We start from the raw sequence: 26,536 nt of genomic DNA, 5'->3' as shown, positions 1-26,536 counted from the left end.
AGCATGCAAATGGAAAGGAAGTTTTTATATGCGATCAGAAGTAACTGTAAAAATAAAACCGAAATTTATAAAAGAAATTAAAAGTGGGTATCCACTTATTTTAAAAGATGCAATCCAAAATTTAAATGATGTTCAGGAAGAAGGAACAATCATTAAAGTAGTAGATGAGAAGAACCAATTCATCGGAAAAGGCTATTATGGAAAACAAAATAAAGGGTACGGCTGGATTTTAACGAGAAAAGAGAGTGAACAAATTAATCAATCTTTCTTTGAAAGTAAAATTAAATCTGCCTTACATAAACGAAAACAATTTTATAAATCAAGTGATACGACAGCATTCCGTGTGGTGAATGGTGAAGGTGATGGTCTTGGCGGACTAATTATCGATTATTATGATGGCTATTATGTAGTAAGTTGGTATAGTGAAGGGATTTATACTTTCAGAGATGAGATTATAGCAGCTCTTCAAAAAGTAGCAAACTTTAAAGGCATTTATGAGAAAAAGCGTTTTGATACGAAAGGGAAATACATTGAAGGCGATGATTTCGTAGCAGGAGAGCGCGGTGAGTTCCCGCTTATCGTAAAAGAGAATGGTGTGAATTTCGCTGTTTATTTAAATGACGGAGCGATGGTTGGTGTATTTTTAGATCAGCGTAACGTTCGAAAACAAATTCGTGATAAGTATGCAAAGGGAAGAACTGTTTTAAATATGTTCTCTTATACAGGTGCTTTCTCCGTATTTGCAGCGCTTGGCGGAGCGAGCAAAACGACGAGTGTGGATCTTGCCAATCGTAGTTTAAGTAAAACGATTGAGCAGTTTAGTGTAAATGAAATTGATTATGAAGCGCAAGACATTATTGTAGAAGATGTATTTCTTTACTTCAAATATGCAGCGAAGAAAAAAATGAAATTTGATATGGTCGTACTTGACCCTCCAAGCTTTGCGCGTTCAAAAAAATATACATTTAGTGCAGCGAAAGATTATAAAAACTTATTAAAAGAAACAATTGCCATTACAGAAAATAACGGGATTATCGTTGCTTCAACAAATTGTAGCGCATTCGATATGAAAAAGTTTAAAGGTTTTATTGATACAGCATTTAAAGAAATGAATGGCAAATATAAAATATTAGAAGAACATTCTTTACCAGAAGATTTCCGTACAATCGATCAATTTAAAGAAGGAGACTATTTAAAAGTAGTTTTCATTGAGAAAATTAAAGGGTAATAAAGAAAAAGGAGCTCGAGTTTAGTTGAGCTCCTTTTTCTTATTGAACGATATTTTGTACTCTACCGACTTGCCCGTTCTGCAATCGCACTTTAATGCCATGCGGATGAGAAGGGGAGTTCGTTAAAATATCTTTTACAATTCCACGTGTTAATTTGCCGGTGCGTTGATCTTGTTTTAATACAATATCAACTTCAAGGCCGGGTGCGATATTAGAACGTTTTTGTCCGTTCATTTATACACCTGTACGTCTACGTTGGTTGTTTGTCTTTTTCGTTTGTTGGTTTTGTAATTTTTTTGTTTCTTGGCTTTGGTTTTTGGCATTTTGACCATTACCGTTACCTTGCTTTTTCTTTGCAAGTTGTTCGCGCATTAAATCAGCTAAGCTTACTTTTTTGTTTTCTGACATGATAAGTCTCCTTTATATAAAGTTAATTATGAACTATCGTAGTAAATTTCATCATATCATTGTTAAGGAAGGAAGGGAAGTTGGTTTGAAAATTCATATATTTGTTTCAAGTCTGTAGTAGTTACGATACAATTGAATTGTTAACGTTTGTAAAAAGGGGATAGACATATGTCACATCATATTTTATTAGTTGAAGATGATCTCTCAATTCAAGAGATGGTGGAAAAGTATTTAATAAAAGAAGGCTTTCAAGTTACAATCGCGTCTGATGGAGAAGAGGGTGTGAACACATATTTAAAAGGTTCATTTGATTTGATTATCCTAGACATTATGATGCCAAAGTTAGATGGCTTAGAGGTTGTGCGAATCATTCGAGAAAAAAGTGCTGTTCCGATTTTAATGATGTCGGCAAAAGATACAGATGTTGATAAAGCTGTCGGATTAGGGCTTGGAGCAGATGATTACATTTGTAAGCCATTTTCTATGATTGAATTAGCCGCGCGTGTAAAAGCAGGAATTCGGAGATCTACGAAATATTCAGCTACAGAAACAACAGAAAAGATGATTCAAATTGGTGATTTAACGATTGATCCAATTAATTTTACTGTGGAAAAAAATGGGGAGCATCTCAAGCTTACTTTAAAAGAATTTGAGATTTTAAAACTGTTTGTAAAGAATCAAAATCGTGTATTTACGAAAGCACAAATATATACGCTAATTTGGAACGAAGAGTATTACGGTGACGATAACGTTATTAATGTTCATATGAGAAGATTGCGTGAGAAAATCGAAAGTGATCCATCTAATCCAGAATACATTAAAACGTTATGGGGTATCGGTTATAAGTTGGAAGTGATGTAATATGGTCAATTTGTTAATAGGTATTATTTTTATATTGTTATGTGTTATTTATATACAATATAAAATGAGGAAAAATAGTAGAAAAAATTTGCGATACACATATGAAAAGTTAGAAAGTATTGTTAATGAAAAAACAGGTGAGAAGTTACTTGTTATGACAGATGATCTAGAATTGCAAAAATTGTTAGTGGCAATTAACCAATTGTTAGATGCAAAACAGAAAACGAATGCAGATCATGCAAAAGTAGAAATTTCGATGAGAAAAATGCTTTCAAATATTTCACATGATTTGAAGACGCCACTAACAGTTATTCTTGGATATACAGAAATGTTAAATAAGGATAAAACGATAAATAAAGAAGAACAACAAATATTACTTGAAAAGGTGCATGTGAAAACATTAGAAGTAATGGAACTAATTCATAAGTTTTTTGACTTAGCAAAACTAGAATCTGGTGACAAGGCAATTGAAATGACAAAAGTAAATATGAATGAAGTTTGCCGCGAGAAGATTTTATCTTTTTATGATTTAGTGACGACGAAAGGGTTTCAAGTTCATATTGATATACCAGAAAAAAATATATATGCACTTGGAAATGTAGAAGTATTAGGCAGGGTATTGAATAATTTAATATCAAATGCAATTACATATGGAGACGATGGAAAGACACTTGGTGTGACGTTAAGAGGTGATGAAACGAGTGTGTATATAGACGTATGGGATACAGGAAAAGGAATTGATGAATCTCATATTGATAAAGTGTTTGAGCGTATGTACACCCTTGAAGATTCAAGAAATAGATTGTACCAAGGAAGCGGTTTAGGATTAACGATTACGAAAAGGCTTGTGGAAGCGATGGATGGAAAAATACATCTTTCTAGTAAGCCATATAAAAAAACGATTTTTACAGTTGTATTAAAAAAGATGTTGTTTTAGCTTGTAGAGAATTAGATTCTACAAGCTTTTTTTCAGCGTAAGGAATTTGTAAGAAACGGGTAAGAAAAAAGAGATTTCCGTTGTCTATTATAGAAATATAAAGTAGCGCGAAAGGGGAAAGTGACATGACCTATATATTAAAAACGAATCAGTTAACGAAAGTGTTTAAAGGGAAAGAAGTTATTTCTAGCGTTAACATGCATGTGAAAAAAGGAGAGATATACGGTTTCTTAGGACCGAATGGTGCTGGTAAAACAACGATTATGAAAATGATTACAAATTTAATAAAACCGACGAGTGGTGATATTGAAATTTTCGGTGAGAAGTTAACAGACACATCTTATGAAGTATTAAAAAGAATGGGGACAATTATTGAATATCCAATCTTTTATGATAAATTAACGGCGAAAGAAAACTTAGAATTACATTGTGAATATATGGGCTATTACGATAAAAATGAAATTGACCATGCTTTACATTTAGTGAAGCTGCAAGGTATAGATAATAAAAAAGTAAAAGATTTTTCATTAGGAATGAAACAACGACTTGGTATTGCAAGGGCAATCGTGACAAAGCCAGAATTGCTCATTTTAGATGAACCAATTAACGGTTTAGATCCAATTGGTATTAAAGAATTAAGAGACTTATTTAAGATGCTCTGCAAAGAATATGGTATTACATTATTAGTCTCTAGTCATATTTTAGGTGAGATGGAGCTAATGGCGGATACAATTGGTGTCATTCAAAATGGAAAACTAATAAAAGAAGTTTCAATGAAGAGTATTAACGGAAAACAAACAGAGTACATTGAAATCACTGTTCCTGATGTGAAGCGTGCAGCTTATATTTTAGAAGATAAACTTGGCATAAAAAATTATAAAATAATGAGTGGAAATATGATTCGTGTGTATGATACAGCAGTGTCTCAGCAAGCCATTTCAAAAGCGCTTATTATGAACGATGTGGAAATTGAAAGTATTAATAAGAAACATAGTTCCTTAGAGGAATATTTCTTAAATGTAATGGATGGAGAGGGCATTCATGCTTAATGGATTGTTAGTGAATCTAGTAAGTGGATTGGTCGTAATGTTCATAAGCGGGATTTTATATTATAGGAAACCAGAGCGGAAATGGTTGTTAATTCTACTAATGATAGGAATGTTAAGCGTAGTTACTGCTGGAATTAGAATGTTAGCAGTGTAGAGACAGTTATATAAAGAATGGAGGCGTGGTTTATATGTTTAAATTAATGAAGCTCGAATGGAAAAAACATCAATTATCTAGTTACTTTAAAAGTATAGCAATTTGTATTATAGCAATTTTCGCTGTAGTAAGTCTTATGGCATGGGGAATGAAAGCTGAGGAAGACGTGCTCTTCTCTGACTTTACACAGAACATGGCTTTAGTAAATATTTTTATTAGAATAACATTCATTATTTTTAGTTCGGTCATTTTATCACGTTTAGTAATTGATGAGTATAAGAACAAAACGATCCAACTATCATTTATGTATCCGCTGCAAAGGAAACTGCTAATGAGCGCGAAATTAACAATTGTTTTTTGTTTTTGTTTTGTGAGCACGATTATCGCTACTTTCATTATTAGTTTGCTCGTATATTTTGTGAGCCCAATGATGGGACTGATTGAAACACCTGCTACGATAGGTGAAATAATCGCTATCATTCCAGCTACTTTTATAAGTGCATTTATGATATCTGGTATAAGTTTAATTCCTTTATTTTTTGGGATGAGAAAGAAATCGACACCGACAACGATTACTTCGGCAGTAATAATTAGTATGCTGATTAGTGGTAACGTTGGGGCTGAAAGCAATCAAGTAAGCATGTTTGATTTTATAGCTATCCCAATCGTGCTCTGTTTATTAGGGATTTTCATTAGTTATCTATCGTTTCGTAAAATCGACAAGATCGATGTGGCGTGAAGCAAGCCTAAAACAATAACGAACTGGGGTATGGGTAGTGAAAAAAATAATAGTAATTGCAATATTATTCATTACAATTGCTAGTATAGTTTTTGGTTTTAAGGTATTTAAGGGAAAAGATTTTAAGAAAGAAAAGTCTTTTGAGATCAATAATATAAAAGAAATAGAAGTAGACAATGAAAACTGGGATATTGAATTTAGAAGTACAGACGCTAATAAAATAGTAATTTCCGCTCAAGGTGAACGTTTAGATAAAGAGGTAGATCCTGTCGAAATAGAACAGGCAGGGAATAAAGTTATAGTTAAGCAAAAACAAAAGGCGACCAGATTTTTTTTTGGTTTTACGTTTAGGAAGAAAAATAGTATATGTATAGCTATTCCGAAGAAAGAAATAGATAAAATTGTATTAAATAATAAATCGGGTGATGTGAAAATAAACGATATAGTAGTAAAAAGCATCGTGACAAAAGGCAAATCTGGAGATGGAATGATTACAGGACTATCGGCAGAGAAGGGTGAATTCACATCCGAAAGTGGAGATTTAATGTTAAAAGATAGTTTATTACAAGATGTAAATATAACTTCCACTACTGGCGATAATTATGTGAAAAATGTAAAAAACGAAAATATGAACATCACTTCAACATCTGGGGAAGTATTGCTGAAAGATATGACAGAAGGAAAATCATTATTTATAGAAACAAAATCAGGAGATATTGGCGTACGGTATAAAGGTGTTCCGACTTCTTTAAAACTTACGGCTAAAAGTAATTCGTCTGACGTAATGGTGAATGTAAAAGGACTTAAGAAAGATAAAAATACAGAACATGTAAAAGCAAGAACCATTGGTGATGCGAAAAACGAAATGAAGATTTTAAGTAAAACAGGAGCGATTTATATCGATTAAATTTCAAATGAAAGGAGGACTATTATGCTACGTCTTATGAAGTTAGAACTGAAGAAGTTTAAGATTGGATGGTATGTGAGGGGAGCGATTATTGCAAATATCGCTATACTAGCATTACTGATTTTTACGAGCATCGTTTCTCAAATAGAAGGAGATCCAGAAATAAGAGATCCACAGATGGTTTTGTTAATGGCTAGTACATTAGTAAGAGCAACGTTTATTATTTTTGGTAGTGTGTTAATCGCAAGGTTAATAATTGGTGAATATAAAAACAAAACAATACTACTTATGTTTTCTTATCCAATTAACCGAAAGAAAATGATGGTTAGTAAGTTGGTTATTACAGCAACATTAACATTTATAACAGTTATTTTATCTAATATTTTAGTAGTAGGAGTTTTCTTTGGGATAGATAGCTATTTTTCAATTCTTCCTCATTCATTCACAGTAGATCAATTGATGCAAGAAGGGATAAACCTTGTTCCTTTAGCCGTTGCAACTGCGGGAATAAGTTTAATCCCACTATATTTCGGAATGCGTAAACGTTCCGTGCCAACTACAATTGTTTCATCAATTATCGTTGTATCAATTGCAATTAATAACACCCCAATGTTTTCAACGGCAACTTTTCTTCCCCTTCAACTAGCATTGGCAGCAATTGGAGTTGCCATTGCATATTACGGAATTAAAAATATAGAGAAGGAAGATATAACTGTATGATAAGAATACGTAAAATAGTTTCACATGAAACAAGTTACAGAAAAAGACAAGATGTGTAAACACCTTGTCTTTTTCTGTAGTTACATTTTAGGTGCTTCCATTCCAGTGGCAGCCCATTCTTCTTTTGCAGGACCATATACGCCAGGAACTGTTAAGCCAGCCTGGCGCATTAAAACTGTCATTTGTCCGCGGTGGTGATTTTGATGATTAATGAGTGTCATTAAAAATATAGAATTTGGCATAGGGCGTCCAAAGAAGTCATTAATAGTAGTTAAGTCTTTATCCGTCCATTCGCTTTGAAGTGCTTCAACAAAAGCTGTATTCACTTTACGATATCCATCTGCAATTGTTTTTGCTGAAGTTGGTACAGGATAATCTTTCATTTCTCCTTCAAATTTAAGTCCCGTACCAGATAGTATAACTGGAATTGCCGTCACGATATGCCAAGCAACTCTGCCTAACGTCCAATGCTCAGGTGCAATTTCTTGTGATAAAGATGCATCGGTTAATGCATCGAGCATCTTTTGAGTAGACTCAGCCTCGTATGTCCATGATTGCAAAAAGCCTTCAATAGTTTGGTACATTATTGTTATCCCCCCTATTTATATTCATACATTAAATTCGAGAGAAGTGATGTATTCCCTTTTAATAGAAAAGCTTTCGTTAAATATTGCTACATTGTAAAAAAATAGAAAATATTTGTAAAAGTGTCAGAAAAACGATCTTTTTATTCGTATATGTAATGAATAGAGAAATGAAAGTGAATTTCTGCATATAAAGTATAAAAATGATAAGGAATACGTATTGTTAGGAAATGCTGATGATTATAGAGAGCTATTTCAAATAATAGGTGGATTGAAAGTAGCGAACGGAATAGAACTAAAATTACAAGATAAGAAATTAAAGAGAAAGTTAACTTTAAAACGAAGTGTGTTCAATATAATCATGTATTCACTTGTTATATATTTTATGTACAAAGCTTATATTAATTTTATCCCGCATTAACGGGCAGTAAAACTTCCGCCTCAAAACTCGGCTGGATTGAAGAATTTAGATGGAAGTCAGGTTGCCTGTAAAAGCCTAATTAGAGTTTCACTCTATGCCATAATAGAAAAACCAGCTTCATATATGAAGCTGGTTTTTAATTAACCTTTTTTTCACTCTTCCTCATCAAACATGAGAAATAAGGTGCTCCAATTACAGCAACGACAAGGTTGGAAGGGATTTCTTTCGGATATGCAATCGTCCCAATACAAAGTGAAATGTGTATAGTTAATAATCTGTGGAGGTGAGGCGAAAGTACAAGCAAAAGGAGAGCAAATTGCATGTAATAATTACTAGAATCTATGGAATGTATCTGTGTTTATCCTATTAAGTAAATTATTTCTTTGTTAGTTAGATAGGTGTTTTTTAACTAGATGATTGTACTTAAAAGATCGAAGTAAAGGAAGTGATCAACATGTCTTCATGGAGAAATAATATAAATGGATATTGTAGTTGTAATAATCAAAATGGTGTACATGTTGATTCGTGTTGTTTTAGTTGCGATGGGACAGTTCCTAAGCTGGGTCCAACAGGTCCGACGGGAGCAACAGGACCGACAGGAATAACGGGAGCAACGGGTCCAACAGGTCCAACGGGAGCGACGGGAATAACAGGAGCAACAGGTCCGACGGGCTCAACGGGAGTAACAGGAGCAACGGGTCCAACGGGAGCGACGGGAGTAACAGGAGCAACAGGTCCAACAGGAGCGACGGGAATAACAGGCCCAACAGGATCGACAGGAATAACAGGAGCAACAGGTCCAACAGGGGCGACAGGAATAACAGGTCCAACAGGAATAACAGGAGCAACAGGCCCAACAGGAGCGACGGGAGTAACAGGAGCAACGGGTCCAACGGGAGCGACGGGAATAACAGGAGCAACAGGTCCAACAGGAATAACAGGAGCAACAGGCCCAACAGGTTCAACGGGTTCAACAGGAGCGACGGGTCCAACGGGAGCGACGGGAATAACAGGTCCAACAGGAGTGACAGGAATAACGGGTCCAACAGGAGCAACAGGTTCAACGGGTTCAACAGGAGCGACGGGTCCAACGGGAGCGACAGGTACAAGTATCACGGCGACGTATGCATTTGCAAATAATACGTCGGGAACAGCGATATCGGTACTTCTCGGTGGAACGAATGTCCCGCTTCCGAATAATCAAAATATCGGTCCTGGTATTACGGTTTCCGGGGGAAATACAGTATTTACGGTTGCAAATGCTGGGAATTATTATATTTCATATACGATTAATATAACGGCTTCATTGTTAGTCAGTTCTCGTATTACAATTAATGGAGCACCACTTGCTGGAACGATCAATTCTCCTGCGTTAGCAACTACATCATTTAGCGCAACAATTATTACAACTCTTGCAGCAGGAGATGCTATTAGTTTGCAACTATTTGGTTTGTTAGCTGTTGCAACATTATCAACAACTACACCAGGAGCTGTGTTAACGATAATAAGATTAAGCTAAATAATAACTCTCTTATTTTTTTATAGATTAGGAGAGTTTGTACATATAATAAGAAGTTAATGAAGTAAAGCATAGTTATACAAAAGTCAGAATATTATGATTGTAACGTTATGGTGACTATAATATAATGAAAACAACCTCATGAATGAACATTCATTTATTTTTATGTATTTGAAGGGGGAATGAAGGTGGAAAAACCATGGTTGAAAAATTATCCAGAGGAAATTCCAAGTACAATTTCTTATGATATTCAGCCGCTTCATAAATATGTAGAACAGATGGCTTCTCGCTACCCAGAAAAGAAAGCGCTTCACTTTTTAGGGAAGGATATTACATTTTCAGACTTTCATGATAAGGTGAAGAGATTTGCAAATTATCTTCAAAAGCTCGGTGTGGAAAAGGGTGATCGAGTTGCCATTATGTTGCCGAATTGTCCGCAAGCTGTAATCGGTTATTACGGTACATTACTTGCGGGAGGTATCGTAGTCCAAACAAATCCACTATATACAGAAAGAGAATTAGAATATCAACTTCATGACTCGGGAGCAAAAGTCATTCTTTGCCTCGATTTAGTGTTCCCAAGAGTAACGAATGTTCAATCTGCTACAAAAATTGAGCATATTATCGTAACTCGTATTGCGGACTTTTTGCCCTTCCCTAAAAATCTATTGTATCCATTTGTGCAGAAAAAACAGTCAAATTTAGTTGTGAAAGTATCAGAGAGTGAAACGATTCACCTTTGGAACTCAGTAGAAAAAGAAGTGAATACGGATGTTGAGGTGCCTTGTGATCCTAAAAATGATTTAGCTCTTTTACAGTACACAGGAGGAACAACTGGATTTCCGAAAGGCGTTATGTTAACGCATAAAAACCTCGTTTCTAACACTTTGATGGGAGTTCAATGGTTATATAATTGCAAAGAAGGAGAAGAAGTCGTTCTTGGGGTTCTTCCATTTTTCCACGTGTATGGCATGACGGCTGTCATGAATTTAAGTATTATGCAAGGATACAAAATGGTTCTTATTCCAAAATTTGATATGAAGATGGTTTTTGAAGCGATTAAGAAGCATAAAGTGACATTGTTTCCAGGAGCACCAACTATTTATATCGCTCTTTTAAATAGCCCGCTTTTAAAACAATACGATATTTCGTCTATTCGTGCTTGTATTAGTGGATCAGCACCACTGCCAGTAGAAGTACAGGAAAAGTTCGAAACAGTTACAGGGGGTAAATTAGTAGAGGGATATGGTTTAACAGAATCATCTCCAGTTACACATAGTAATTTTTTATGGGAAAAGCGAGTGCCAGGTAGCATTGGAGTTCCGTGGCCAGATACAGAAGCAATGATTATGTCGCTTGAAACTGGTGAGGCATTACCACCGGGAGAAATCGGTGAAATTGTAGTAAAAGGCCCTCAAATTATGAAAGGATATTGGAATAAGCCAGAAGAAACAGCAGCTGTACTGCAAGATGGATGGCTCCATACAGGGGACGTTGGCTACATGGATGAAGATGGCTTCTTCTATGTGAAAGATCGTAAGAAAGATATGATTGTTGCGAGTGGATTTAATGTGTATCCTCGTGAAGTAGAAGAGGTATTATATGAGCATGAAAAGGTGCAAGAAGTAGTGACAATTGGAGTTCCTGATCCGTATAGGGGAGAGACAGTTAAAGCGTTTGTTGTGTTAAAAGAAGGTACGGAGTGTTCTGAGGAAGAATTAAATCAGTTTGCTCGTAAATATTTAGCGGCCTATAAAGTTCCGAAAGTATATGAGTTTAGAGATGAACTGCCGAAAACGACAGTTGGGAAAATTTTGCGCCGTGTCCTAATTGAGGAAGAGAAAAGAAAGAATGAGGATGAGCAAACGGGCTAAGGCCCTTTCTTTTTGAAAAAATGGGATTGACACTTTTCTAAATAGTCAGTATTATAAGAATATGAATGACTATTCATTCAGTCATCTTCTTGAAGGGGACAGTAAAGTGAAGAAAAATAGACCGAAATACAATCAAATTATTGATGCGGCAGTCATTGTGATTGCGGAGAATGGGTACCACCAAGCGCAAGTTTCTAAAATAGCAAAGCAAGCTGGGGTAGCTGATGGCACGATTTATTTATATTTTAAAAATAAAGAAGATATATTAATATCCTTATTCCAAGAGAAGATGGGAGAATTTGTCGAAACAATTCGTCAAAAAACAGCAGGAATTGAAAGCGCTGTATCGAAGTTATTCATGTTGGTAGAAACGCACTTCTTGCTGTTGTCGCAAAATGATCCTCTTGCTATCGTTACGCAATTAGAGCTAAGACAGTCCAATCAAGACTTACGCCTGAAAATAAATGAAGTATTAAAAGGCTACTTACAAGTTATTGATGAGATTTTAGAGACAGGTATAAAGCAAGGTGAATTCCAAGCGGATTTAAATGTTCGCGTGGCAAGACAAATGATCTTTGGAACAGTAGATGAAGTTGTGACCAATTGGGTAATGAGCGATCATAAGTATGATCTGGTCGCACTTTCAAAAACGGTACATGGGCTACTTATTGCAGCTTGTGGTTATCGTCAATAATGGGAGGGATCATGTTGAAATTCCTATCTGTAAGAGTTGAAGATCATATCGCGGTGGCTACGTTAAATCATGCGCCAGCTAACGCGATGTCTTCACAAGTTATGCATGACGTTACTGAATTAATTGATCAAGTGGAGAAGGATGATAACATTCGTGTTGTTGTTATTCACGGTGAAGGGCGCTTCTTCTCGGCGGGAGCAGATATTAAAGAATTTACATCTGTTACTGAAGCGAAGCAAGCGACTGAATTAGCGCAGCTTGGACAAGTTACGTTTGAGCGCGTTGAAAAATGTTCAAAACCAGTTATCGCGGCAATTCATGGAGCGGCACTTGGCGGCGGCCTTGAGTTTGCTATGTCTTGCCACATGCGCTTTGCAACTGAAAGTGCAAAACTTGGTTTACCTGAATTAACACTTGGATTAATTCCTGGATTTGCAGGTACACAGCGATTACCGCGTTATGTTGGGAAAGCGAAAGCTTGTGAAATGATGTTAACAAGTACACCGATTACTGGTGCAGAAGCATTAAAATGGGGACTAGTTAACGGAGTTTTTGCTGAAGAAACATTTTTAGATGATACGCTTAAAGTTGCAAAACAGATTGCTGGAAAAAGCCCAGCGACGACTCGTGCTGTACTAGAGTTATTGCAAACGACGAAATCGTCTCATTATTATGAAGGTGTACAACGCGAAGCTCAAATCTTTGGAGAAGTATTTACGAGTGAAGATGGAAGAGAAGGTGTAGCAGCGTTTTTAGAAAAACGTAAGCCTTCATTTAGCGGCAGGTAGTTCAATTATTTTTTTAATATAAATTAACAGAAAATTAGAATTGATAGAATCTTTCTGAAAAACAAGGGGGTAAATGGAATGAACATCTACGTACTCATGAAACGAACATTTGATACAGAAGAAAAAATCGTAATTAAAAACGGTGCAATTTACGATGGCGAAGCGGAATTCATCATCAACCCTTACGATGAATATGCAATTGAAGAAGCAATTCAAGTAAGAGACGCACAAGGTGGAGAAGTTACTGTCGTAACAGTCGGTGGCGAAGATAGTGAGAAAGAACTTCGTACGGCGTTAGCGATGGGCTGCGATAAAGCGGTATTAATTAATATTGAAGATGATGTAGAAAATGGTGACCAGTTCACGACAGCAAAAGTGCTTGCTGAATATTTAAAAGATAAAGATGCAGATTTAATTTTAGGCGGAAACGTTGCAATTGATGGTGCATCTGGACAAGTTGGTCCGCGTGTAGCTGAAGCATTAAATATTCCGTACGTAACGACAATTACAAAACTTGAAATTGACGGTACAAACGTGAAGATTGAGCGCGATGTTGAAGGTGATACAGAAGTGATTGAAACTTCATTACCAGTTTTAGTAACAGCACAGCAAGGTTTAAATGAACCCCGTTATCCATCGCTTCCAGGTATTATGAAAGCGAAGAAAAAGCCACTAGAAGAATTAGAATTAGATGATTTAGATTTAGAAGAAGATGATGTGGAAGCAAAGACAAAAACAATTGAAATCTATTTGCCTCCTAAGAAAGATGCAGGAAAAGTGTTACAAGGCGAGCTGCAAGATCAAGTAAAAGAACTTGTATCGTTGCTCCATACAGAAGCGAAAGTAATCTAATAAAATACGAAATTATATATGCAGGAGGGAAAATCTATGGCTCGTAAAGTATTAGTAATGGGTGAAGTTCGTGATGGATCGCTACGTAACGTTTCGTTTGAAGCGGTAGCAGCAGCAAAAACAATTGCAGAAGGCGGTGAAGTAGTAGGTCTTCTAGTTGGAGACAGCGTTGCTTCTTTTGCAAATGAATTGATTCATTACGGTGCAGATCGCGTTGTGACAGTTGAAAATGATAAATTAAAATCATATACATCTGATGGCTATGCACAAGCATTTTTAGCTGTATATGCTGAAGAGAATCCAGAAGGTATTGTATTTGGACATACAGCACTTGGGAAAGATTTATCACCAAAATTAGCAGCGAAGCTTGAGGCTGGTCTAGTTTCTGACGTAACTGCTTTAGAAGTTGAAGGTGGAAATGTTATCTTTACTCGTCCAATTTACTCTGGTAAAGCGTTTGAGAAGAAGATTGTAACAGACGGCATCTTATTTGCGACAGTGCGTCCAAATAACATCGCAACGCTTGAAAAAGATGAGTCTCGCAGTGGTGACGTGTCTTCTATTACAGTAGATGTGAAAGACTTACGTACAATCATTCAAGATGTCGTCCGTAAGACGGCAGAAGGCGTTGATCTTTCTGAAGCAAAAGTTATTATCGCTGGCGGACGCGGTGTGAAGAGCGAAGAAGGATTCAAACCATTAAAAGAGTTAGCTGACGTATTAGGCGGCGCTGTTGGAGCATCTCGTGGTGCTTGTGACGCTGAGTATTGCGATTACTCATTACAAATTGGTCAAACTGGTAAAGTTGTTACGCCAGACCTATACATTGCATGCGGTATTTCTGGAGCGATTCAGCATTTAGCTGGTATGTCTAACTCAAAAATAATCGTTGCGATTAATAAAGACCCAGAAGCAAGTATCTTCAAAGTAGCTGACTACGGTATTGTTGGCGATCTATTTGAAGTCGTACCTCTTTTAACAGAAGAGTTTAAAAAGTTAAAAGTACATTCATGATTTGAGTACCCTTGAGTTCCAAGTGAAGTACCCCTATATATAGAAAAAGGTGAGAGATCCCCTGTCTCTCATCTTTTTAGTATTTAATCCGTATTTTTATATAGTATAAAGGAACACTTTTTTGTTACAATACATAACGATACATATTATTCGCCACGTATATAAGTTAATGATATACTCTTGGTAGAATATACTTGAAGGAGGAAATAAAATGGCAATTGTAAACGCAAATGACCAAAGCTTCGCAGCAGAAACTAGCGAAGGTGTTGTATTATTAGATTTCTGGGCACCTTGGTGTGGACCTTGTAAAATGATCGCTCCTGTATTAGAGGAAATTGATGCAGAACTAGGCGAAAAAGTAAAAGTAGTAAAAGTAGACGTGGATGAAAACCAAGAAACTGCTCGTCAATTCGAAGTAATGAGCATTCCAGCTCTTTTCGTATTAAAAGACGGTAAAGTAGTTGATCAAGCGTTAGGTTACAAACCGAAAGAAGCGTTAGTAGAATTAGTTTCTAAACACTTCTAAAATAAAAAAGGCTACCATTTGGTAGCCTTTTTTATTTTCCTTTTTTACACCTTTCCGTTACAATGAAAGAACGTATGTTGGGTATTTTGGCATAGTATGTTTTCATGTGAAAATAAAAATGCTAAGCATGTAGAAATGGAGGGTAACGAGTGCACGAACATTTAAAAGAGAAGTTGGCTATTTTACCAGATCAACCTGGTTGTTATTTAATGAAAGATAAGCAAGGAACGGTTATATATGTCGGAAAGGCAAAAGTGCTTAAAAATCGTGTGCGCTCGTACTTTACTGGTTCGCATGATGGAAAAACACTTCGGCTAGTAGGAGAAATTGTAGATTTTGAATATATTGTAACCTCCTCAAATCTAGAGGCGCTCATTTTGGAGTTAAACTTAATAAAAAAACATGACCCAAAATATAATATTCAATTAAAAGATGATAAAACATATCCTTTTATTAAAATTACAGCTGAGAAACAACCGCGATTACTTATTACGCGAAATGTAAAAAAGGATAAGGGAAAGTATTTTGGTCCTTATCCGAATGCACAATCAGCTCATGAAACGAAAAAACTGCTAGATCGTATGTACCCGCTTCGTAAGTGCTCAAATATGCCCGATAAAGTTTGTTTATATTATCATATGGGTCAATGTTTAGCACCTTGTGTGAAAGAAGTTACGGAAGAACAAAATAAAGAAATTGTAGATGAAATTATTAAGTTTTTAAATGGTGGACATAAAGAAGTTCGTTCAGAACTAGAAACAAAAATGTATGAAGCTTCAGAGAAACTAGAGTTTGAACGTGCAAAAGAGTTACGTGATCAAATCGCTCATATCGATGCGATTATGGAAAAACAAAAGATGATTATGAGTGATTTAGTGGACCGTGATGTGTTTGGCTATGCAGTTGATAAAGGGTGGATGTGTGTTCAAGTTTTCTTCGTTCGAAAAGGAAAGCTAATCGAACGTGATGTTTCTATGTTTCCAATCTACGATGAACCAGAAGAGGGGTTCTTAACGTTTATCGGTCAATTTTATGAAAACAGCAGTCATTTTAAGCCGAAGGAAATTGTCGTTCCAGGAAGTATAGACTCAGAATTAGTAGAACGCTTTTTAGAAGTGGAAGCGACACAGCCGAAACGCGGTAAGAAAAAAGATCTTGTAGAACTGGCAAATAAAAATGCGAAGATTGCCTTGGAAGAGAAATTCTATTTAATTGAACGTGATGAAGAGCGAACGATTAAAGCTGTAGAGAATTTAGGGAAGCAGCTCGGAATTGAAACGCCTTATCGTATTGAAGCGTTTGATAACTCAAATATTCAAGGGACAAATCCTGTTTCGGCAATGATTGCTTTTATTGATGGGAAACCAGCTAAGAAAGAATACAGGAAATATAAAATTAAAACAGTTCAAGGACCAGATGATTATGAGTCTATGAGAGAAGTTGTGAGACGCCGTTATACAAGGGCGCTGAAAGAGGGGTTACCTTTACCCGATTTAATCATTATTGATGGCGGAAAAGGCCATCTGGCGGCTGCAAGTGATGTTTTAGAAAATGAGCTCGGTTTATATATTCCGATGGCAGGTCTTGTAAAAGATGACAAACATAAAACATCTCATTTAATTATTGGAGATCCACCTGAACCTGTGATGCTTGAGAGAAATAGCCAAGAATTTTATTTATTGCAGCGTGTTCAAGATGAAGTGCATCGATTTGCGATTACATTTCATCGTCAATTACACGGGAAATCTGTCATTCAATCAGCACTGGATGATATCCCCGGAATCGGTGATAAACGGAAAAAGGTATTGTTAAAACATTTTGGTTCATTAAAGAAGATGAAAGAAGCTTCTATAGAGGAATTTGTCGAAGCAGGTATGCCGAAAAATGTCGCAGAGACGATTTATAGTTATTTAGCGGATAAGAAGGCGTTGTAGTTTACAACGTCTTCTATTTTTTGGTATAATTTCTGAAGATTTAAAATAAATTCAAATGAATGAAAATGCAAAAAGTCAACTAAACTGATATGTCTAGTTGACTGTGGGTAATGCTACACTTCAATGAGATCTTTTATATCCCATTTTACAAGAAATGTAATAGAGTCTGAACGTTTTTTCTTTTCTTCGTAGGACTCTGCAACGACGTTTCGTTGCTTTTGAATTTGTTCAGCGATGAATCCAGCTTCTAATTGATAAGAAGAATGTCTTTTTTGTTTTTGACGTTCAGCGATGAGTGTGCCTTTAAGTTGGAACTGCATTTCACGACGCTTATGTTCAATAATGCTTAAAGTGCCCCAGCCAGCTTTTTCAAAGAACTGAATGACTTCTTCAATTGTGTCTAGTGGATATTTTCTTGCAAGGTTTCTACCGGACCAGTATAAAATACCATCTAGATCGTTACCGATTAAATCAGGTAGTAATTCTTCACGTAGCAATTCGTAAGCGAAGGCGTTCAATGAAACATCTTCTAAAGATGTTGTATCGATTGTATTTTTACTCACAATATTCCCCTCTTTCTATAGGGATTATTATATAACATTTCTCATTTATAAAAACAGATTTTTCTTTGGGAAAATCTGAATATATAAGAAGAAAAAAAGAATTGGCAAATTATATGCAAATTATGTATACGTTTTCTTGACGCTTCGACAAAAATAGGAGTAAAATGAACTTGGTATCAAATTATGCTGAAATATTTCGAATAATTTTTTCAGTTTTTCTTATGCCAATAGTGAAAAAACATTATTGCCATAAACTAATCTGAAAACAGCAGTCAATCATTCAAGGGGGGTAATGGGGACATGAAAGGCCGCGAGTATACGTTTCGTAAGTGGCACTCATTAATGGGGGTCATCCCGGTTGGTGTCTTTTTGACGCAACATTTAATTGTAAACAACTTTGCAACACGAGGAGCAGAGGCTTTTAACAAAGCTGCAGGCTTTATGGAGCTCCTTCCATTCCGGTATGCGCTAGAAATTTTCATTATCTTTTTACCAATACTGTACCATGCTATATATGGCTTATATATTGCATTTACAGCTAAGAACAATGCGGTTTCTTACGGTTATTTCCGTAACTGGATGTTCGTCTTCCAAAGAATTTCAGGTATCGTTACACTGATTTTCATTTCTTGGCACGTCTGGGAAACTCGTATTCAAGCAGCGTTAGGTAAAGAGGTAAACTATGACATGATGGCAGATATTTTAAACAATCCAGCTATGTTTGCATTCTACTTAGTTGGTGTTGTTTCAACAATTTTCCACTTTGCAAATGGACTATGGACATTCTGCATCAGCTGGGGAATTACAGTATCTCCACGTTCACAAAGAATCTCTACTTATGTAACATTAGCTATTTTCTTAGGTCTATCTTATGTAGGTGTGAGTGCATTATTAGCGTTCATCGATCCACAGCTAGCAAACCAGTAAGGAGTGGGAGAGCATGAAAGGGAAACTTATAGTAGTCGGCGGTGGCTTGGCTGGCTTAATGGCAACGATTAAAGCGGCGGAAGCAGGAGTAAATGTTGAACTGTTCTCTTTAGTACCAGTAAAACGTTCGCATTCTGTATGTGCCCAAGGTGGAATTAACGGTGCCGTAAATACGAAAGGTGAAGGGGATTCTCCATGGATCCACTTTGACGATACAATTTATGGTGGGGACTTCTTAGCGAACCAACCACCAGTTAAAGCAATGTGTGAAGCAGCACCTGGTATCATTCATTTAATGGACCGTATGGGTGTTATGTTCAACCGTACGGAAGAAGGACTTCTTGATTTCCGTCGTTTTGGTGGAACTCAACATCACCGTACAGCATTTGCTGGTGCAACAACTGGACAGCAATTACTATACGCATTAGATGAGCAAGTACGTCGTCACGAAGTAGCAGGACTTGTAACGAAATATGAAGGTTGGGATTTCTTACGAGCTGTTATTGATGATGAAGGTGTGTGCCGAGGAATCGTTGCACAAGACTTACAAACTATGGAGATTAGAAGTTTCCGAGCTGATGCCGTGATTATGGCAACAGGGGGCCCTGGTATCATTTTCGGAAAATCAACTAACTCTATTATTAATACAGGTACAGCAGCTTCTGCTGTATATCAACAAGGCGCATATTATGCAAACGGTGAGTTCATTCAAATTCACCCAACGGCAATTCCTGGAGACGATAAATTACGTCTGATGAGTGAATCTGCACGTGGTGAAGGTGGACGTGTTTGGACATATAAAGATGGTAAACCATGGTACTTCTTAGAAGAAAAATATCCGGCTTACGGAAACCTTGTACCTCGTGATATCGCAACGCGTGAAATCTTTGATGTTTGCGTAGAGCAAAAACTAGGTATTAACGGTGAAAACATGGTGTACTTAGATCTTTCTCATAAAGATCCGAAAGAACTAGATATTAAACTTGGTGGAATTATTGAAATCTATGAGAAATTTACAGGTGACGATCCTCGTAAACTACCAATGAAAATCTTCCCAGCTGTTCACTATTCAATGGGCGGGCTATGGGTTGATTATAAGCAGATGACAAGCATTCCAGGTTTATTTGCAGCAGGTGAGTGTGATTATTCTATGCACGGTGGTAACCGTCTTGGCGCGAACTCACTATTATCAGCAATTTACGGTGGTATGGTAGCAGGACCAAATGCAATTGAATATATGAAAGGTCTTTCTAAATCATCAGATGCTGTTTCATCTACTGTGTATGAACAAAATGAATTAATCGAAACAGAGAAATTTAACAATATTTTAACGCTCGATGGTAACGAAAATGCGTATGTTCTTCATAAAGAGCTTGGAGAATGGATGACAGATAACGTTACAGTAGTTCGTGAAAATAAAAAATTATTAGAAACAGATGCAAAAATTGAAGAGTTAATGGCTCGCTACAAACGTATTAACATTAACGATACAGCGAGATGGAGCAACCAAGGTGCTTCATTTACACGCCAACTTGCAAATATGTTTGAATTAGCACGTGTTATTACAATTGGCGCATATAACCGTAATGAGAGTCGTGGGGCGCATTACAAACCTGAATTCCCAAATCGTGATGATGCAAACTTCTTAAAAACTACGATGGCGAAATTTGAAGGAGAAGGAAATGCACCGGCATTCCATTACGAAGACGTGGATATTTCATTAATTAAACCACGTAAACGTGATTATTCTTCAAAACACGATGTAGCTGCTAAGAGTGAAGAGAAGGGGGATAAACAACATGTCTGAGAAAACAATCCGCCTCATCATTACGAGACAAGACGGACCAGATGCGCAAGCGTTTGACCAAGAGTTTGAAATTCCGTATCGTCCGAATATGAATATTATTTCGGCGCTTATGGAAATTCGTCGTAATCCTGTTGATTCAAAAGGAAACAAAACAACTCCGATTGCATGGGATATGAACTGTTTAGAGGAAGTATGTGGTGCATGTTCGATGGTGATTAACGGAAAACCACGTCAATCATGTACAGCGCTTATCGATCAATTAGAACAACCAATTCGCTTAAAACCGATGAAGACATTCCCGGTTGTTCGTGACTTACAAGTTGACCGTAGTCGCATGTTTAATGCTCTAAAACGTGTTAAAGCTTGGATTCCAATTGATGGTACGTATGACTTAGGACCAGGACCAAGAATGCCAGAGAAGAAACGTCAATGGGCTTATGAGCTTTCAAAATGTATGACATGTGGTGTTTGCTTAGAATCATGTCCAAACGTAAATAGTAAATCGGACTTTATTGGACCAGCACCGTTATCACAAGCTCGTTTATTTAACTCACATCCAACGGGTGAAATGCATAAAGCAGATCGCTTACGTGCAATTATGGGTGATGGAGGACTTGCAAACTGTGGTAACTCTCAAAACTGTGTGCAATCATGTCCAAAGGGTATTCCATTAACAACTTCAATTGCGGCGTTAAACCGTGATACAACAATTCAATCGTTCAAAGATTTCTTTGGTAGCGACAATAACTATTAAAAAATATTGCCTCTTCATTTCGAAGGGGCAATATTTATAACTATATTTTTCTGTTTATTCTGTTTATTTCAAAGTGAAAAGGAGAGGGAACAATGAAGAGGATTTCTTATATTGAAGACTTTGAGCAATGGGAAAGTGGTTTTTCGTTTTACAATCCTGTAAAGGTTCGTTTTGGTGAAGTAGATATGTTTGGACATGTAAATAATGTCGTTGCCTTCACCTATTTTGAAGAAGCGCGTATCGCATTGTTTAAAGAACTTGGATTTATGCAAGAATGGACGCATGAATCTTCAGAAACGATGATTGTTGTTGCGGATTTACAATGTAATTTTATTAAACAAATATATTTTGATGAACAGTTGAAGGTGTATGTAAAAGCGGGATCAGTTGGAAATTCTTCATTAGATTTGCATTATATGGTGAAGAATGCAGAAGGAGAGGTTTGTTTAGTTGGGCGTGGAATGATGGTCCAAGCGTCGAAAAAAACGGGAAGAGGCGAACCGTGGCCTGAAGAGTGGAAGGAAAAATTAATACAATGATAGAGTGAAAGAAAAATAAGAGAGCAAATTGCTCTCTTATTTTTTGTCTTCCAGCGCCTCTTCTAATGTTAAATGATGTTTATATATGTATGTAGCGTATGGATTTCCAACGTAGCGCAAATGCCACGGTTCATATGAGTATTCTGTTGTTTCTGTTTTATCTTCTAAATAACGAATGACAAAGCCAAATTCATGAGCATGTTTTGCAACCCATTTACCTTCGTTTGTCTCTCCAAAAATAGGCTCTAATTGGAATTTAGCAGATTTTGAACTAATATCCATTGCTAAACCAGTTTGATGTTCACTCGTACCGGGAATGGCACTTACTGAATCCGCCTCAGCTTTTCCTTGGCGTCTAACGTATGTATCATGTAATGATTTTTGGCGTTTGTATGAACGATAACCAGATACAGCTGTAAGTTCAAGTCCTTCTTTCTTTGCCGCTTCAAACATACTTTCAAGCGCATCTGCAGCATCTTTGCGCAGCAATGTTTTTTCTTTATCTTTTGGACTAGTAAATGGTACGTTTGGTCTCGTTAAGTCTTCAGGTGTGTATCCGTCTGGTAGTTTTCGATGTTTATTAACTAATACAAGATTAGACTCTGGATTTGTTACAACGGAAAAATCATTGTCTAGCTTCTTTGCATTATGATCAGCTTTTGGAAAAGCAGGAATCTCTTCTTTTTGGTGGTTACTATGCTGTTGACTTTCGACAGCTTTCGCATTATTTTGTAGTGGTGATTTAGAACTAAAGTAAGCGAAAGAAGTGATACCGATTACAATAGTAGTGGCAGAAATAATAATTATCTTTTTCATGATGCCTTGTAATCACAGTCCTTTCTTAATAAAATGTGTATCGTTTCTTATTATAAGTCTAGTTTAATGAAAAAGAAATATAAGAGTCGTAACGTAATAGAAATGCAAAGGAAATGTCAGAAAATGTGTGAAATTGTAGTATTTTTTTATATAATTCATTTCTTGTCTTTCATGAAATTCATTTTTTATGTAATATATATATATAAGAAGATGTAGCGATTATCGAGAATAAAGAACTTCTTGTATAGACTAGGAGTGAATGGGAATGGATTTTGCAACACTTATTGGAATCATTTTAGGAGTAGTGGCGGTAGTTGTAGGGATGGTCGTCAAGGGCGCTGACGTAATGGCCTTAGTTAATCCTGCCGCAGCATTAATTATTTTTGTTGGTACATTTGCTGCAGTATGTATCGCATTTCCGATGGATCAATTAAAAAAGATTCCAAAATTATTTAAAGTTCTTTTTGGTTCTAATAAAAAAGATTTAAGTTATGAACAGTTGCTAGAATTGTTTGTTCATTGGACATCTGAAAGTAGAAAATACGGTATTTTGTCTTTAGAGCAGCAATTAGACAAAATTCAAGATGAATTTCTTTTGCGTGGTATGAAGTTTGTGATTGATGGCGTATCTGCAGAAGATTTAGAACAGATTTTAGAAGCTGAATTAGAAGCAATTGAAGAAAGGCATGCAAAGGGGGCAGCAATTTTTTCTCAAGCTGGTACATATGCACCAACATTAGGGGTTTTAGGTGCTGTTATTGGTCTTGTAGCTGCACTTGGTAATTTAACTGATATTGAAAAGTTAGGTCACGCTATTTCGGGTGCATTTATTGCAACGATTTTTGGTATTTTCTCAGGTTATATACTATGGCATCCATTTGCAAATAAATTAAAGCAAAAATCTGCAGCTGAATTAGAGAAAAAACGTTTAATTATTGATTGTCTATTAATGTTACAAGAAGGTACATATCCGTTTATTATGAAGAACCGCATTTTAGGTGCACTTTCTGCAACTGAGCGCAAAAAGCTTGAAAAAGGGGCAGAAAAAAATGCGGAGTAAAAAAAATAGAAGAAGTAAAAAGAAAAAACACGAAGAACATATCGATGAAACTTGGTTAATCCCTTATTCTGATATGTTAACGTTGTTGTTTGCATTGTTCATCGTTTTATTCGCAATGAGCAGTATAGATGCTGCTAAGTTTAAACAGATGGCTGTTGCTTTTCGAAGTGAATTAGCTGGTGGAACAGGTAACAAAGAATTTTTAAGTGATCAGAAGCCAAATGATGAAAAGGAATTATCAGCAAGTAGTTTAGAGTCTGAGAAGATTAAAAAGAATGCTGAAGCTGAAGTAAAGCAACAAGAAATGAACGAATTAAAAGCGGTACAAAAAGGTATTGATAAGTATATTGAGGAAAATCGATTATCTTCTTCTTTTAAAACTGATTTAACAGAAAAGGGATTGAAGGTAACGATATTAGAAAATGTACTATTTGATTCTGGGAAAGCGGACGTAAAATTAGAATCGTTAAGTATTGCGAAAGAAATGTCTAATTTACTTGTTTCAGCATCACCTCGTGAAATCACAGTATCTGGACATACAGATAATGTTCCTATTGCAAATGCGCAATTTGCATCGAACTGGGAATTAAGTACGCAGCGGGCAGTTAATTTTATGCAAGTATTACTGCAAAATAAAGAATTACAACCAGGAAAATTTAGTGCAGTTGGTTACGGAGAATACCGGTCAATTGCTCCAAATGATACGCAAGAAGGAAAAGCGAAAAATAGACGTGTAGAAGTGTTTATTTTACCTTTAACGAGAAATATGCAATAAAAGAGGAGGGCACATGCCATCCTCTTTTATTTTGCATCAAATGATTTTAAGTTGTCATGGCGGATTTTATTTTTTTCTGCATCTGATTTTTTGAAATCATAATCATATAAAGCGCCTTCCCAATCACCATACATTGGATTTGGGAAAATAATAAATTTCTCCCCGAATTGTGCTTTTGAATCTGAGACTGCTTGGTTTCGGTCCTTTACAGACTTTCCATCAAAACCAGTGAAGTCAGATAAGTTATCACCGAAGAATAAAACGATATCATGTGTTTGAGAAACGAGTTCACGGCGTTTTTCTTTTCCTTTTTCTTTCGGATCTTGTAGTAATATATGTTCTTTCGTTGCTTGAGGAGCGCCTACACGCTCAAGGTTTTTAATTGTTGCATCTAGTTGGTTTGTTTTACGATTTGAGATGTAGTAAATATCTACACCTTTAGACTCTGTATATTTTAAGAAATCAATTGCACCTGGAAGGGCCTCAGCTTCAGCCTTATTAATCCAATCATCCCATTTATACGGATAGCCTTTTCCTGTTTTTACGCTCATTGCTTGATGAGGACTGTTATCTAAAACAGTTTCATCTAAATCAAGTACGATAGCGGGTTTTTTCTCGGTTCCTTTTGCAAGAGCTGCATCAAGTTTCAATTGACCGATATTGTATCCTTGGTAGTACAGTGCTTTCGTTTCACCGGCTGTTTGATACCATAAATCAGCCATTAATTGCTGGTCTGTTAATTTTACTTTCTCTTCTTTCGCCACTGTTTTCTCTTGTGTTCCTGAACATGCTACAAGCGATGTAGATAGAACCGCTACAGATAATAAAGTGGTAATACCCCTCTTCATCTTCATATGTACCCTCCTTGATGTTAGAAAACCAGTTAATATTATATATCGAAAAATAATATTTTTTGTATGAACATTTGCATATTGTCTTTTATATATATAGTAGTATGTCCTATATTAGAAAGATGAGAAAAAATGATGGGAATTTTTTTGTCAATTATAATTGTCGAAATGACAATTATAATTGACAAATCACGTGATTTTATTTACAATTTTAACTAAATGAAACAAATGATGGATTAGAGAGATGCTACATAATAAGAGGATGGAGTGTAGTGCTATATTTTATCCTGAATAAACATAGTCTTTGAAAGAGAGTATGAATGATACTAAAGGGGAGGCTTTATACTTTGAGTTTACAAATTCAAAACTTAACGAAACAATTTGGGGAATCAAAAGCTGTTAACAGCTTGCAAATTTCATTACCAAAAGGTGAAGTGTTAGGATTACTTGGACGAAATGGTGCAGGAAAAACAACGACAATTAAAATGCTTCTCGGATTATTAACGCCTAATGAAGGCTCTATTACATGGGATGGAAAACCATTTGGGACTAGTGGGGTAACGATAGGATACTTACCAGAAGAAAGAGGTTTATATACTAAAAGTAGAGTAATAGACCAGTTGCGATATTTTGGTAGATTAGAAGGAATGACGAAAAAAGAAGTAGATCTTGCTATTGATCACTGGTTAGATCGATTAGCAATACCAGAATATAAATTTAAAACAGCAGGAGAGCTTTCAAAAGGGAACCAGCAAAAAATTCAATTAATTGCTGCTCTTCTTCATAATCCAGAACTTCTCATTTTAGATGAGCCATTTAGCGGACTGGATCCAGTGAATGCTGGAATGTTAGCTAGCATTATTGAAGAACAAGTACAGAGCGGAAAGACAATTATTTTATCTAGTCATCGTATGGAACAAGTAGAGGCTTTTTGCCAACATGTATGTATTTTGAAAAAAGGTGAAGCAGTCGTAAAAGGCCAATTAAGTGATATTAAAAAACAATATGGTTTCCGTAATTTAACGATTGAAGATACAGAAGAGAATGAGAAGGGATTAGAATCTTTACATGTATCGTATGAAAAACAACAAGGCCTTCTTTATGTGCGAGTACAAGATGATGCAGAAGCTCTAAACATTTTACAACAATTACAAGAACAAGGTGTTACCTTACGACAATTTAAGATGTTAGAGCCGACGTTAAACGAAATCTTTGTAGAGAGGGCGAAATAACG

General features: G+C 36.1%; 29 protein-coding genes and 2 pseudogenes. 24 read left to right on the top strand and 7 right to left on the bottom strand.

Features of this window, described 5'->3' with window-relative positions; translation table 11 throughout:
- Positions 1-28 precede the first annotated feature (28 nt).
- Complete coding sequence (locus tag MR070_RS03995; RefSeq protein ID WP_001255965.1) at positions 29-1,228, top strand: class I SAM-dependent rRNA methyltransferase; 1,200 nt, start codon at positions 29-31, stop codon at positions 1,226-1,228.
- A gap of 40 nt (positions 1,229-1,268) precedes the next feature.
- Here MR070_RS03995 and MR070_RS03990 read toward each other — a convergent pair whose 3' ends face one another.
- Together MR070_RS03990 and MR070_RS03985 are read right to left on the bottom strand one after the other, a co-directional pair.
- On the bottom strand, positions 1,269-1,463 hold the full coding sequence (locus MR070_RS03990) for a YwbE family protein (RefSeq protein ID WP_001014312.1): 195 nt from the start codon (positions 1,461-1,463) through the stop codon (positions 1,269-1,271).
- On the bottom strand, positions 1,464-1,637 hold the full coding sequence (locus MR070_RS03985; RefSeq protein WP_001293578.1) for a hypothetical protein: 174 nt from the start codon (positions 1,635-1,637) through the stop codon (positions 1,464-1,466). It abuts the gene before it with no gap.
- A 168-nt stretch (positions 1,638-1,805) separates the two neighbouring features.
- Between MR070_RS03985 and MR070_RS03980 the strand changes: the two genes are divergently transcribed.
- From MR070_RS03980 to MR070_RS03950, 7 genes are all read left to right on the top strand, one after another.
- Positions 1,806-2,498 carry a response regulator transcription factor gene (locus MR070_RS03980; protein ID WP_242260581.1) on the top strand — a complete coding sequence of 231 codons (693 nt, stop codon included), beginning with the start codon at positions 1,806-1,808 and terminating at the stop codon, positions 2,496-2,498.
- Between the two features lies 1 nt (position 2,499).
- Complete coding sequence (locus MR070_RS03975; RefSeq protein WP_242260579.1) at positions 2,500-3,435, top strand: HAMP domain-containing histidine kinase; 936 nt, start codon at positions 2,500-2,502, stop codon at positions 3,433-3,435.
- A gap of 125 nt (positions 3,436-3,560) precedes the next feature.
- A complete protein-coding gene (locus MR070_RS03970) occupies positions 3,561-4,484 on the top strand; it encodes an ABC transporter ATP-binding protein (protein ID WP_000221087.1) in 924 nt (307 codons plus the stop codon).
- Positions 4,477-4,638, top strand: coding sequence for a hypothetical protein (locus tag MR070_RS03965; protein WP_000931774.1), 162 nt, complete (start codon positions 4,477-4,479; stop codon positions 4,636-4,638). Before MR070_RS03970 ends, MR070_RS03965 begins: the two co-directional genes overlap by 8 nt.
- A 34-nt stretch (positions 4,639-4,672) precedes the next feature.
- Positions 4,673-5,377, top strand: a complete 705-nt coding sequence (locus tag MR070_RS03960) for an ABC transporter permease (RefSeq protein WP_242260577.1) — start codon at positions 4,673-4,675, stop codon at positions 5,375-5,377.
- Between the two features lie 37 nt (positions 5,378-5,414).
- The gene (locus tag MR070_RS03955) at positions 5,415-6,284 is read left to right on the top strand and encodes a DUF4097 family beta strand repeat-containing protein (RefSeq protein ID WP_242260575.1); all 870 of its coding nucleotides are present in this window, start codon (positions 5,415-5,417) and stop codon (positions 6,282-6,284) included.
- A gap of 24 nt (positions 6,285-6,308) precedes the next feature.
- The gene (locus MR070_RS03950) at positions 6,309-7,004 is read left to right on the top strand and encodes an ABC transporter permease (RefSeq protein ID WP_242260573.1); all 696 of its coding nucleotides are present in this window, start codon (positions 6,309-6,311) and stop codon (positions 7,002-7,004) included.
- 80 nt (positions 7,005-7,084) lie between these two features.
- On the opposite strand, the gene MR070_RS03945 is transcribed toward MR070_RS03950, so the two are convergent.
- Complete coding sequence (locus MR070_RS03945) at positions 7,085-7,588, bottom strand: DinB family protein (protein WP_070806912.1); 504 nt, start codon at positions 7,586-7,588, stop codon at positions 7,085-7,087.
- 175 nt (positions 7,589-7,763) lie between these two features.
- Between MR070_RS03945 and MR070_RS27105 the strand changes: the two are divergent.
- A pseudogene (locus MR070_RS27105) lies at positions 7,764-8,009 on the top strand (septation ring formation regulator EzrA); the annotation flags it as partial.
- 136 nt (positions 8,010-8,145) lie between these two features.
- Here the strand turns inward: MR070_RS27105 and MR070_RS03940 are convergent.
- Positions 8,146-8,250: pseudogene (locus MR070_RS03940) on the bottom strand (iron ABC transporter permease); the annotation flags it as partial.
- A gap of 213 nt (positions 8,251-8,463) precedes the next feature.
- On the opposite strand from MR070_RS03940, the gene MR070_RS03935 reads away from it, so the two are divergent.
- From MR070_RS03935 to uvrC, 8 genes are all read left to right on the top strand, one after another.
- Positions 8,464-9,528: a BclA C-terminal domain-containing protein gene (locus MR070_RS03935; RefSeq protein ID WP_242260571.1), complete on the top strand. Its 1,065-nt coding sequence runs from the start codon at positions 8,464-8,466 to the stop codon at positions 9,526-9,528.
- Between the two features lie 188 nt (positions 9,529-9,716).
- Positions 9,717-11,402 (top strand): long-chain-fatty-acid--CoA ligase, encoded by a 1,686-nt coding sequence (locus tag MR070_RS03930; RefSeq protein ID WP_141525624.1) that lies wholly within the window; start codon positions 9,717-9,719, stop codon positions 11,400-11,402.
- A 106-nt stretch (positions 11,403-11,508) separates the two neighbouring features.
- Positions 11,509-12,096: a TetR/AcrR family transcriptional regulator gene (locus MR070_RS03925; RefSeq protein WP_000742222.1), complete on the top strand. Its 588-nt coding sequence runs from the start codon at positions 11,509-11,511 to the stop codon at positions 12,094-12,096.
- An 11-nt stretch (positions 12,097-12,107) separates the two neighbouring features.
- Positions 12,108-12,884 carry an enoyl-CoA hydratase gene (locus MR070_RS03920; RefSeq protein WP_000911295.1) on the top strand — a complete coding sequence of 259 codons (777 nt, stop codon included), beginning with the start codon at positions 12,108-12,110 and terminating at the stop codon, positions 12,882-12,884.
- A 78-nt stretch (positions 12,885-12,962) separates the two neighbouring features.
- Positions 12,963-13,736, top strand: a complete 774-nt coding sequence (etfB, locus tag MR070_RS03915) for an electron transfer flavoprotein subunit beta (protein WP_001029030.1) — start codon at positions 12,963-12,965, stop codon at positions 13,734-13,736.
- 36 nt (positions 13,737-13,772) lie between these two features.
- The gene (gene etfA, locus MR070_RS03910) at positions 13,773-14,750 is read left to right on the top strand and encodes an electron transfer flavoprotein subunit alpha (RefSeq protein ID WP_000101965.1); all 978 of its coding nucleotides are present in this window, start codon (positions 13,773-13,775) and stop codon (positions 14,748-14,750) included.
- A 211-nt stretch (positions 14,751-14,961) separates the two neighbouring features.
- Positions 14,962-15,276: a thioredoxin gene (gene trxA, locus MR070_RS03905; RefSeq protein WP_001018943.1), complete on the top strand. Its 315-nt coding sequence runs from the start codon at positions 14,962-14,964 to the stop codon at positions 15,274-15,276.
- A gap of 149 nt (positions 15,277-15,425) precedes the next feature.
- Positions 15,426-17,210, top strand: a complete 1,785-nt coding sequence (gene uvrC, locus MR070_RS03900) for an excinuclease ABC subunit C (protein WP_000544274.1) — start codon at positions 15,426-15,428, stop codon at positions 17,208-17,210.
- Between the two features lie 113 nt (positions 17,211-17,323).
- Here the strand turns inward: uvrC and MR070_RS03895 are convergent, their stop codons facing one another.
- Positions 17,324-17,773, bottom strand: coding sequence for a YslB family protein (locus MR070_RS03895; protein ID WP_000042220.1), 450 nt, complete (start codon positions 17,771-17,773; stop codon positions 17,324-17,326).
- A 300-nt stretch (positions 17,774-18,073) separates the two neighbouring features.
- Between MR070_RS03895 and sdhC the strand changes: the two genes are divergently transcribed.
- From sdhC to MR070_RS03875, 4 genes are all read left to right on the top strand, one after another.
- Positions 18,074-18,700, top strand: a complete 627-nt coding sequence (sdhC, locus tag MR070_RS03890; protein WP_000678352.1) for a succinate dehydrogenase cytochrome B558 — start codon at positions 18,074-18,076, stop codon at positions 18,698-18,700.
- A gap of 13 nt (positions 18,701-18,713) precedes the next feature.
- The gene (gene sdhA, locus MR070_RS03885) at positions 18,714-20,507 is read left to right on the top strand and encodes a succinate dehydrogenase flavoprotein subunit (protein ID WP_000676735.1); all 1,794 of its coding nucleotides are present in this window, start codon (positions 18,714-18,716) and stop codon (positions 20,505-20,507) included.
- Complete coding sequence (gene sdhB / locus MR070_RS03880) at positions 20,500-21,261, top strand: succinate dehydrogenase iron-sulfur subunit (protein WP_001291826.1); 762 nt, start codon at positions 20,500-20,502, stop codon at positions 21,259-21,261. The genes sdhA and sdhB overlap by 8 nt, the downstream gene beginning before the upstream one ends.
- Positions 21,262-21,353: 92 nt before the next feature.
- Entirely contained in the window at positions 21,354-21,800 is a 447-nt protein-coding gene (locus MR070_RS03875; RefSeq protein ID WP_000822738.1) for an acyl-CoA thioesterase, read from the top strand.
- Between the two features lie 36 nt (positions 21,801-21,836).
- On the opposite strand, the gene MR070_RS03870 is transcribed toward MR070_RS03875, so the two are convergent.
- Entirely contained in the window at positions 21,837-22,616 is a 780-nt protein-coding gene (locus tag MR070_RS03870; RefSeq protein ID WP_000720208.1) for a M15 family metallopeptidase, read from the bottom strand.
- A gap of 265 nt (positions 22,617-22,881) precedes the next feature.
- Here MR070_RS03870 and motA point away from each other — a divergent pair, with 265 nt between their 5' ends.
- Positions 22,882-23,676 carry a flagellar motor stator protein MotA gene (motA, locus tag MR070_RS03865; protein ID WP_000344867.1) on the top strand — a complete coding sequence of 265 codons (795 nt, stop codon included), beginning with the start codon at positions 22,882-22,884 and terminating at the stop codon, positions 23,674-23,676.
- Positions 23,666-24,451 (top strand): flagellar motor protein MotB, encoded by a 786-nt coding sequence (gene motB / locus MR070_RS03860; RefSeq protein ID WP_001256753.1) that lies wholly within the window; start codon positions 23,666-23,668, stop codon positions 24,449-24,451. The genes motA and motB overlap by 11 nt, the downstream gene beginning before the upstream one ends.
- Before the next feature lie 26 nt (positions 24,452-24,477).
- On the opposite strand, the gene MR070_RS03855 is transcribed toward motB, so the two are convergent.
- Positions 24,478-25,305 (bottom strand): 5'-nucleotidase, lipoprotein e(P4) family, encoded by an 828-nt coding sequence (locus MR070_RS03855; protein WP_242260569.1) that lies wholly within the window; start codon positions 25,303-25,305, stop codon positions 24,478-24,480.
- Between the two features lie 344 nt (positions 25,306-25,649).
- Between MR070_RS03855 and MR070_RS03850 the strand changes: the two genes are divergently transcribed.
- Positions 25,650-26,534 carry an ABC transporter ATP-binding protein gene (locus tag MR070_RS03850; RefSeq protein WP_242260567.1) on the top strand — a complete coding sequence of 295 codons (885 nt, stop codon included), beginning with the start codon at positions 25,650-25,652 and terminating at the stop codon, positions 26,532-26,534.
- Positions 26,535-26,536: the final 2 nt, after the last annotated feature.

It is taken from the genome of Bacillus cereus group sp. BfR-BA-01453 (assembly GCF_022662915.1).
In the GTDB taxonomy this organism is placed as follows: domain Bacteria; phylum Bacillota; class Bacilli; order Bacillales; family Bacillaceae_G; genus Bacillus_A; species Bacillus_A paranthracis.
Note: the sequence above shows the minus strand (reverse complement) of the source record. Positions and strands in the feature narration are given on the sequence as shown.

Coding starts and splice junctions, on each gene's coding strand:
- MR070_RS03990 (WP_001014312.1), bottom strand. CDS start 1,463: ATGAACGGACAAAAACGTTCTAATATCGCACCCGGCCTTGAAGTTGAT.
- MR070_RS03945 (WP_070806912.1), bottom strand. CDS start 7,588: ATGTACCAAACTATTGAAGGCTTTTTGCAATCATGGACATACGAGGCT.
- sdhB (WP_001291826.1), top strand. CDS start 20,500: ATGTCTGAGAAAACAATCCGCCTCATCATTACGAGACAAGACGGACCA.
- MR070_RS03920 (WP_000911295.1), top strand. CDS start 12,108: ATGTTGAAATTCCTATCTGTAAGAGTTGAAGATCATATCGCGGTGGCT.
- MR070_RS03855 (WP_242260569.1), bottom strand. CDS start 25,305: ATGAAGATGAAGAGGGGTATTACCACTTTATTATCTGTAGCGGTTCTA.
- MR070_RS03870 (WP_000720208.1), bottom strand. CDS start 22,616: ATGAAAAAGATAATTATTATTTCTGCCACTACTATTGTAATCGGTATC.
- MR070_RS03975 (WP_242260579.1), top strand. CDS start 2,500: ATGGTCAATTTGTTAATAGGTATTATTTTTATATTGTTATGTGTTATT.
- sdhC (WP_000678352.1), top strand. CDS start 18,074: ATGAAAGGCCGCGAGTATACGTTTCGTAAGTGGCACTCATTAATGGGG.
- MR070_RS03985 (WP_001293578.1), bottom strand. CDS start 1,637: ATGTCAGAAAACAAAAAAGTAAGCTTAGCTGATTTAATGCGCGAACAA.
- motA (WP_000344867.1), top strand. CDS start 22,882: ATGGATTTTGCAACACTTATTGGAATCATTTTAGGAGTAGTGGCGGTA.
- MR070_RS03935 (WP_242260571.1), top strand. CDS start 8,464: ATGTCTTCATGGAGAAATAATATAAATGGATATTGTAGTTGTAATAAT.
- etfA (WP_000101965.1), top strand. CDS start 13,773: ATGGCTCGTAAAGTATTAGTAATGGGTGAAGTTCGTGATGGATCGCTA.
- sdhA (WP_000676735.1), top strand. CDS start 18,714: ATGAAAGGGAAACTTATAGTAGTCGGCGGTGGCTTGGCTGGCTTAATG.
- MR070_RS03960 (WP_242260577.1), top strand. CDS start 4,673: ATGTTTAAATTAATGAAGCTCGAATGGAAAAAACATCAATTATCTAGT.
- trxA (WP_001018943.1), top strand. CDS start 14,962: ATGGCAATTGTAAACGCAAATGACCAAAGCTTCGCAGCAGAAACTAGC.
- MR070_RS03875 (WP_000822738.1), top strand. CDS start 21,354: ATGAAGAGGATTTCTTATATTGAAGACTTTGAGCAATGGGAAAGTGGT.
- MR070_RS03950 (WP_242260573.1), top strand. CDS start 6,309: ATGCTACGTCTTATGAAGTTAGAACTGAAGAAGTTTAAGATTGGATGG.
- etfB (WP_001029030.1), top strand. CDS start 12,963: ATGAACATCTACGTACTCATGAAACGAACATTTGATACAGAAGAAAAA.
- motB (WP_001256753.1), top strand. CDS start 23,666: ATGCGGAGTAAAAAAAATAGAAGAAGTAAAAAGAAAAAACACGAAGAA.
- MR070_RS03995 (WP_001255965.1), top strand. CDS start 29: ATGCGATCAGAAGTAACTGTAAAAATAAAACCGAAATTTATAAAAGAA.
- MR070_RS03980 (WP_242260581.1), top strand. CDS start 1,806: ATGTCACATCATATTTTATTAGTTGAAGATGATCTCTCAATTCAAGAG.
- MR070_RS03970 (WP_000221087.1), top strand. CDS start 3,561: ATGACCTATATATTAAAAACGAATCAGTTAACGAAAGTGTTTAAAGGG.
- MR070_RS03965 (WP_000931774.1), top strand. CDS start 4,477: ATGCTTAATGGATTGTTAGTGAATCTAGTAAGTGGATTGGTCGTAATG.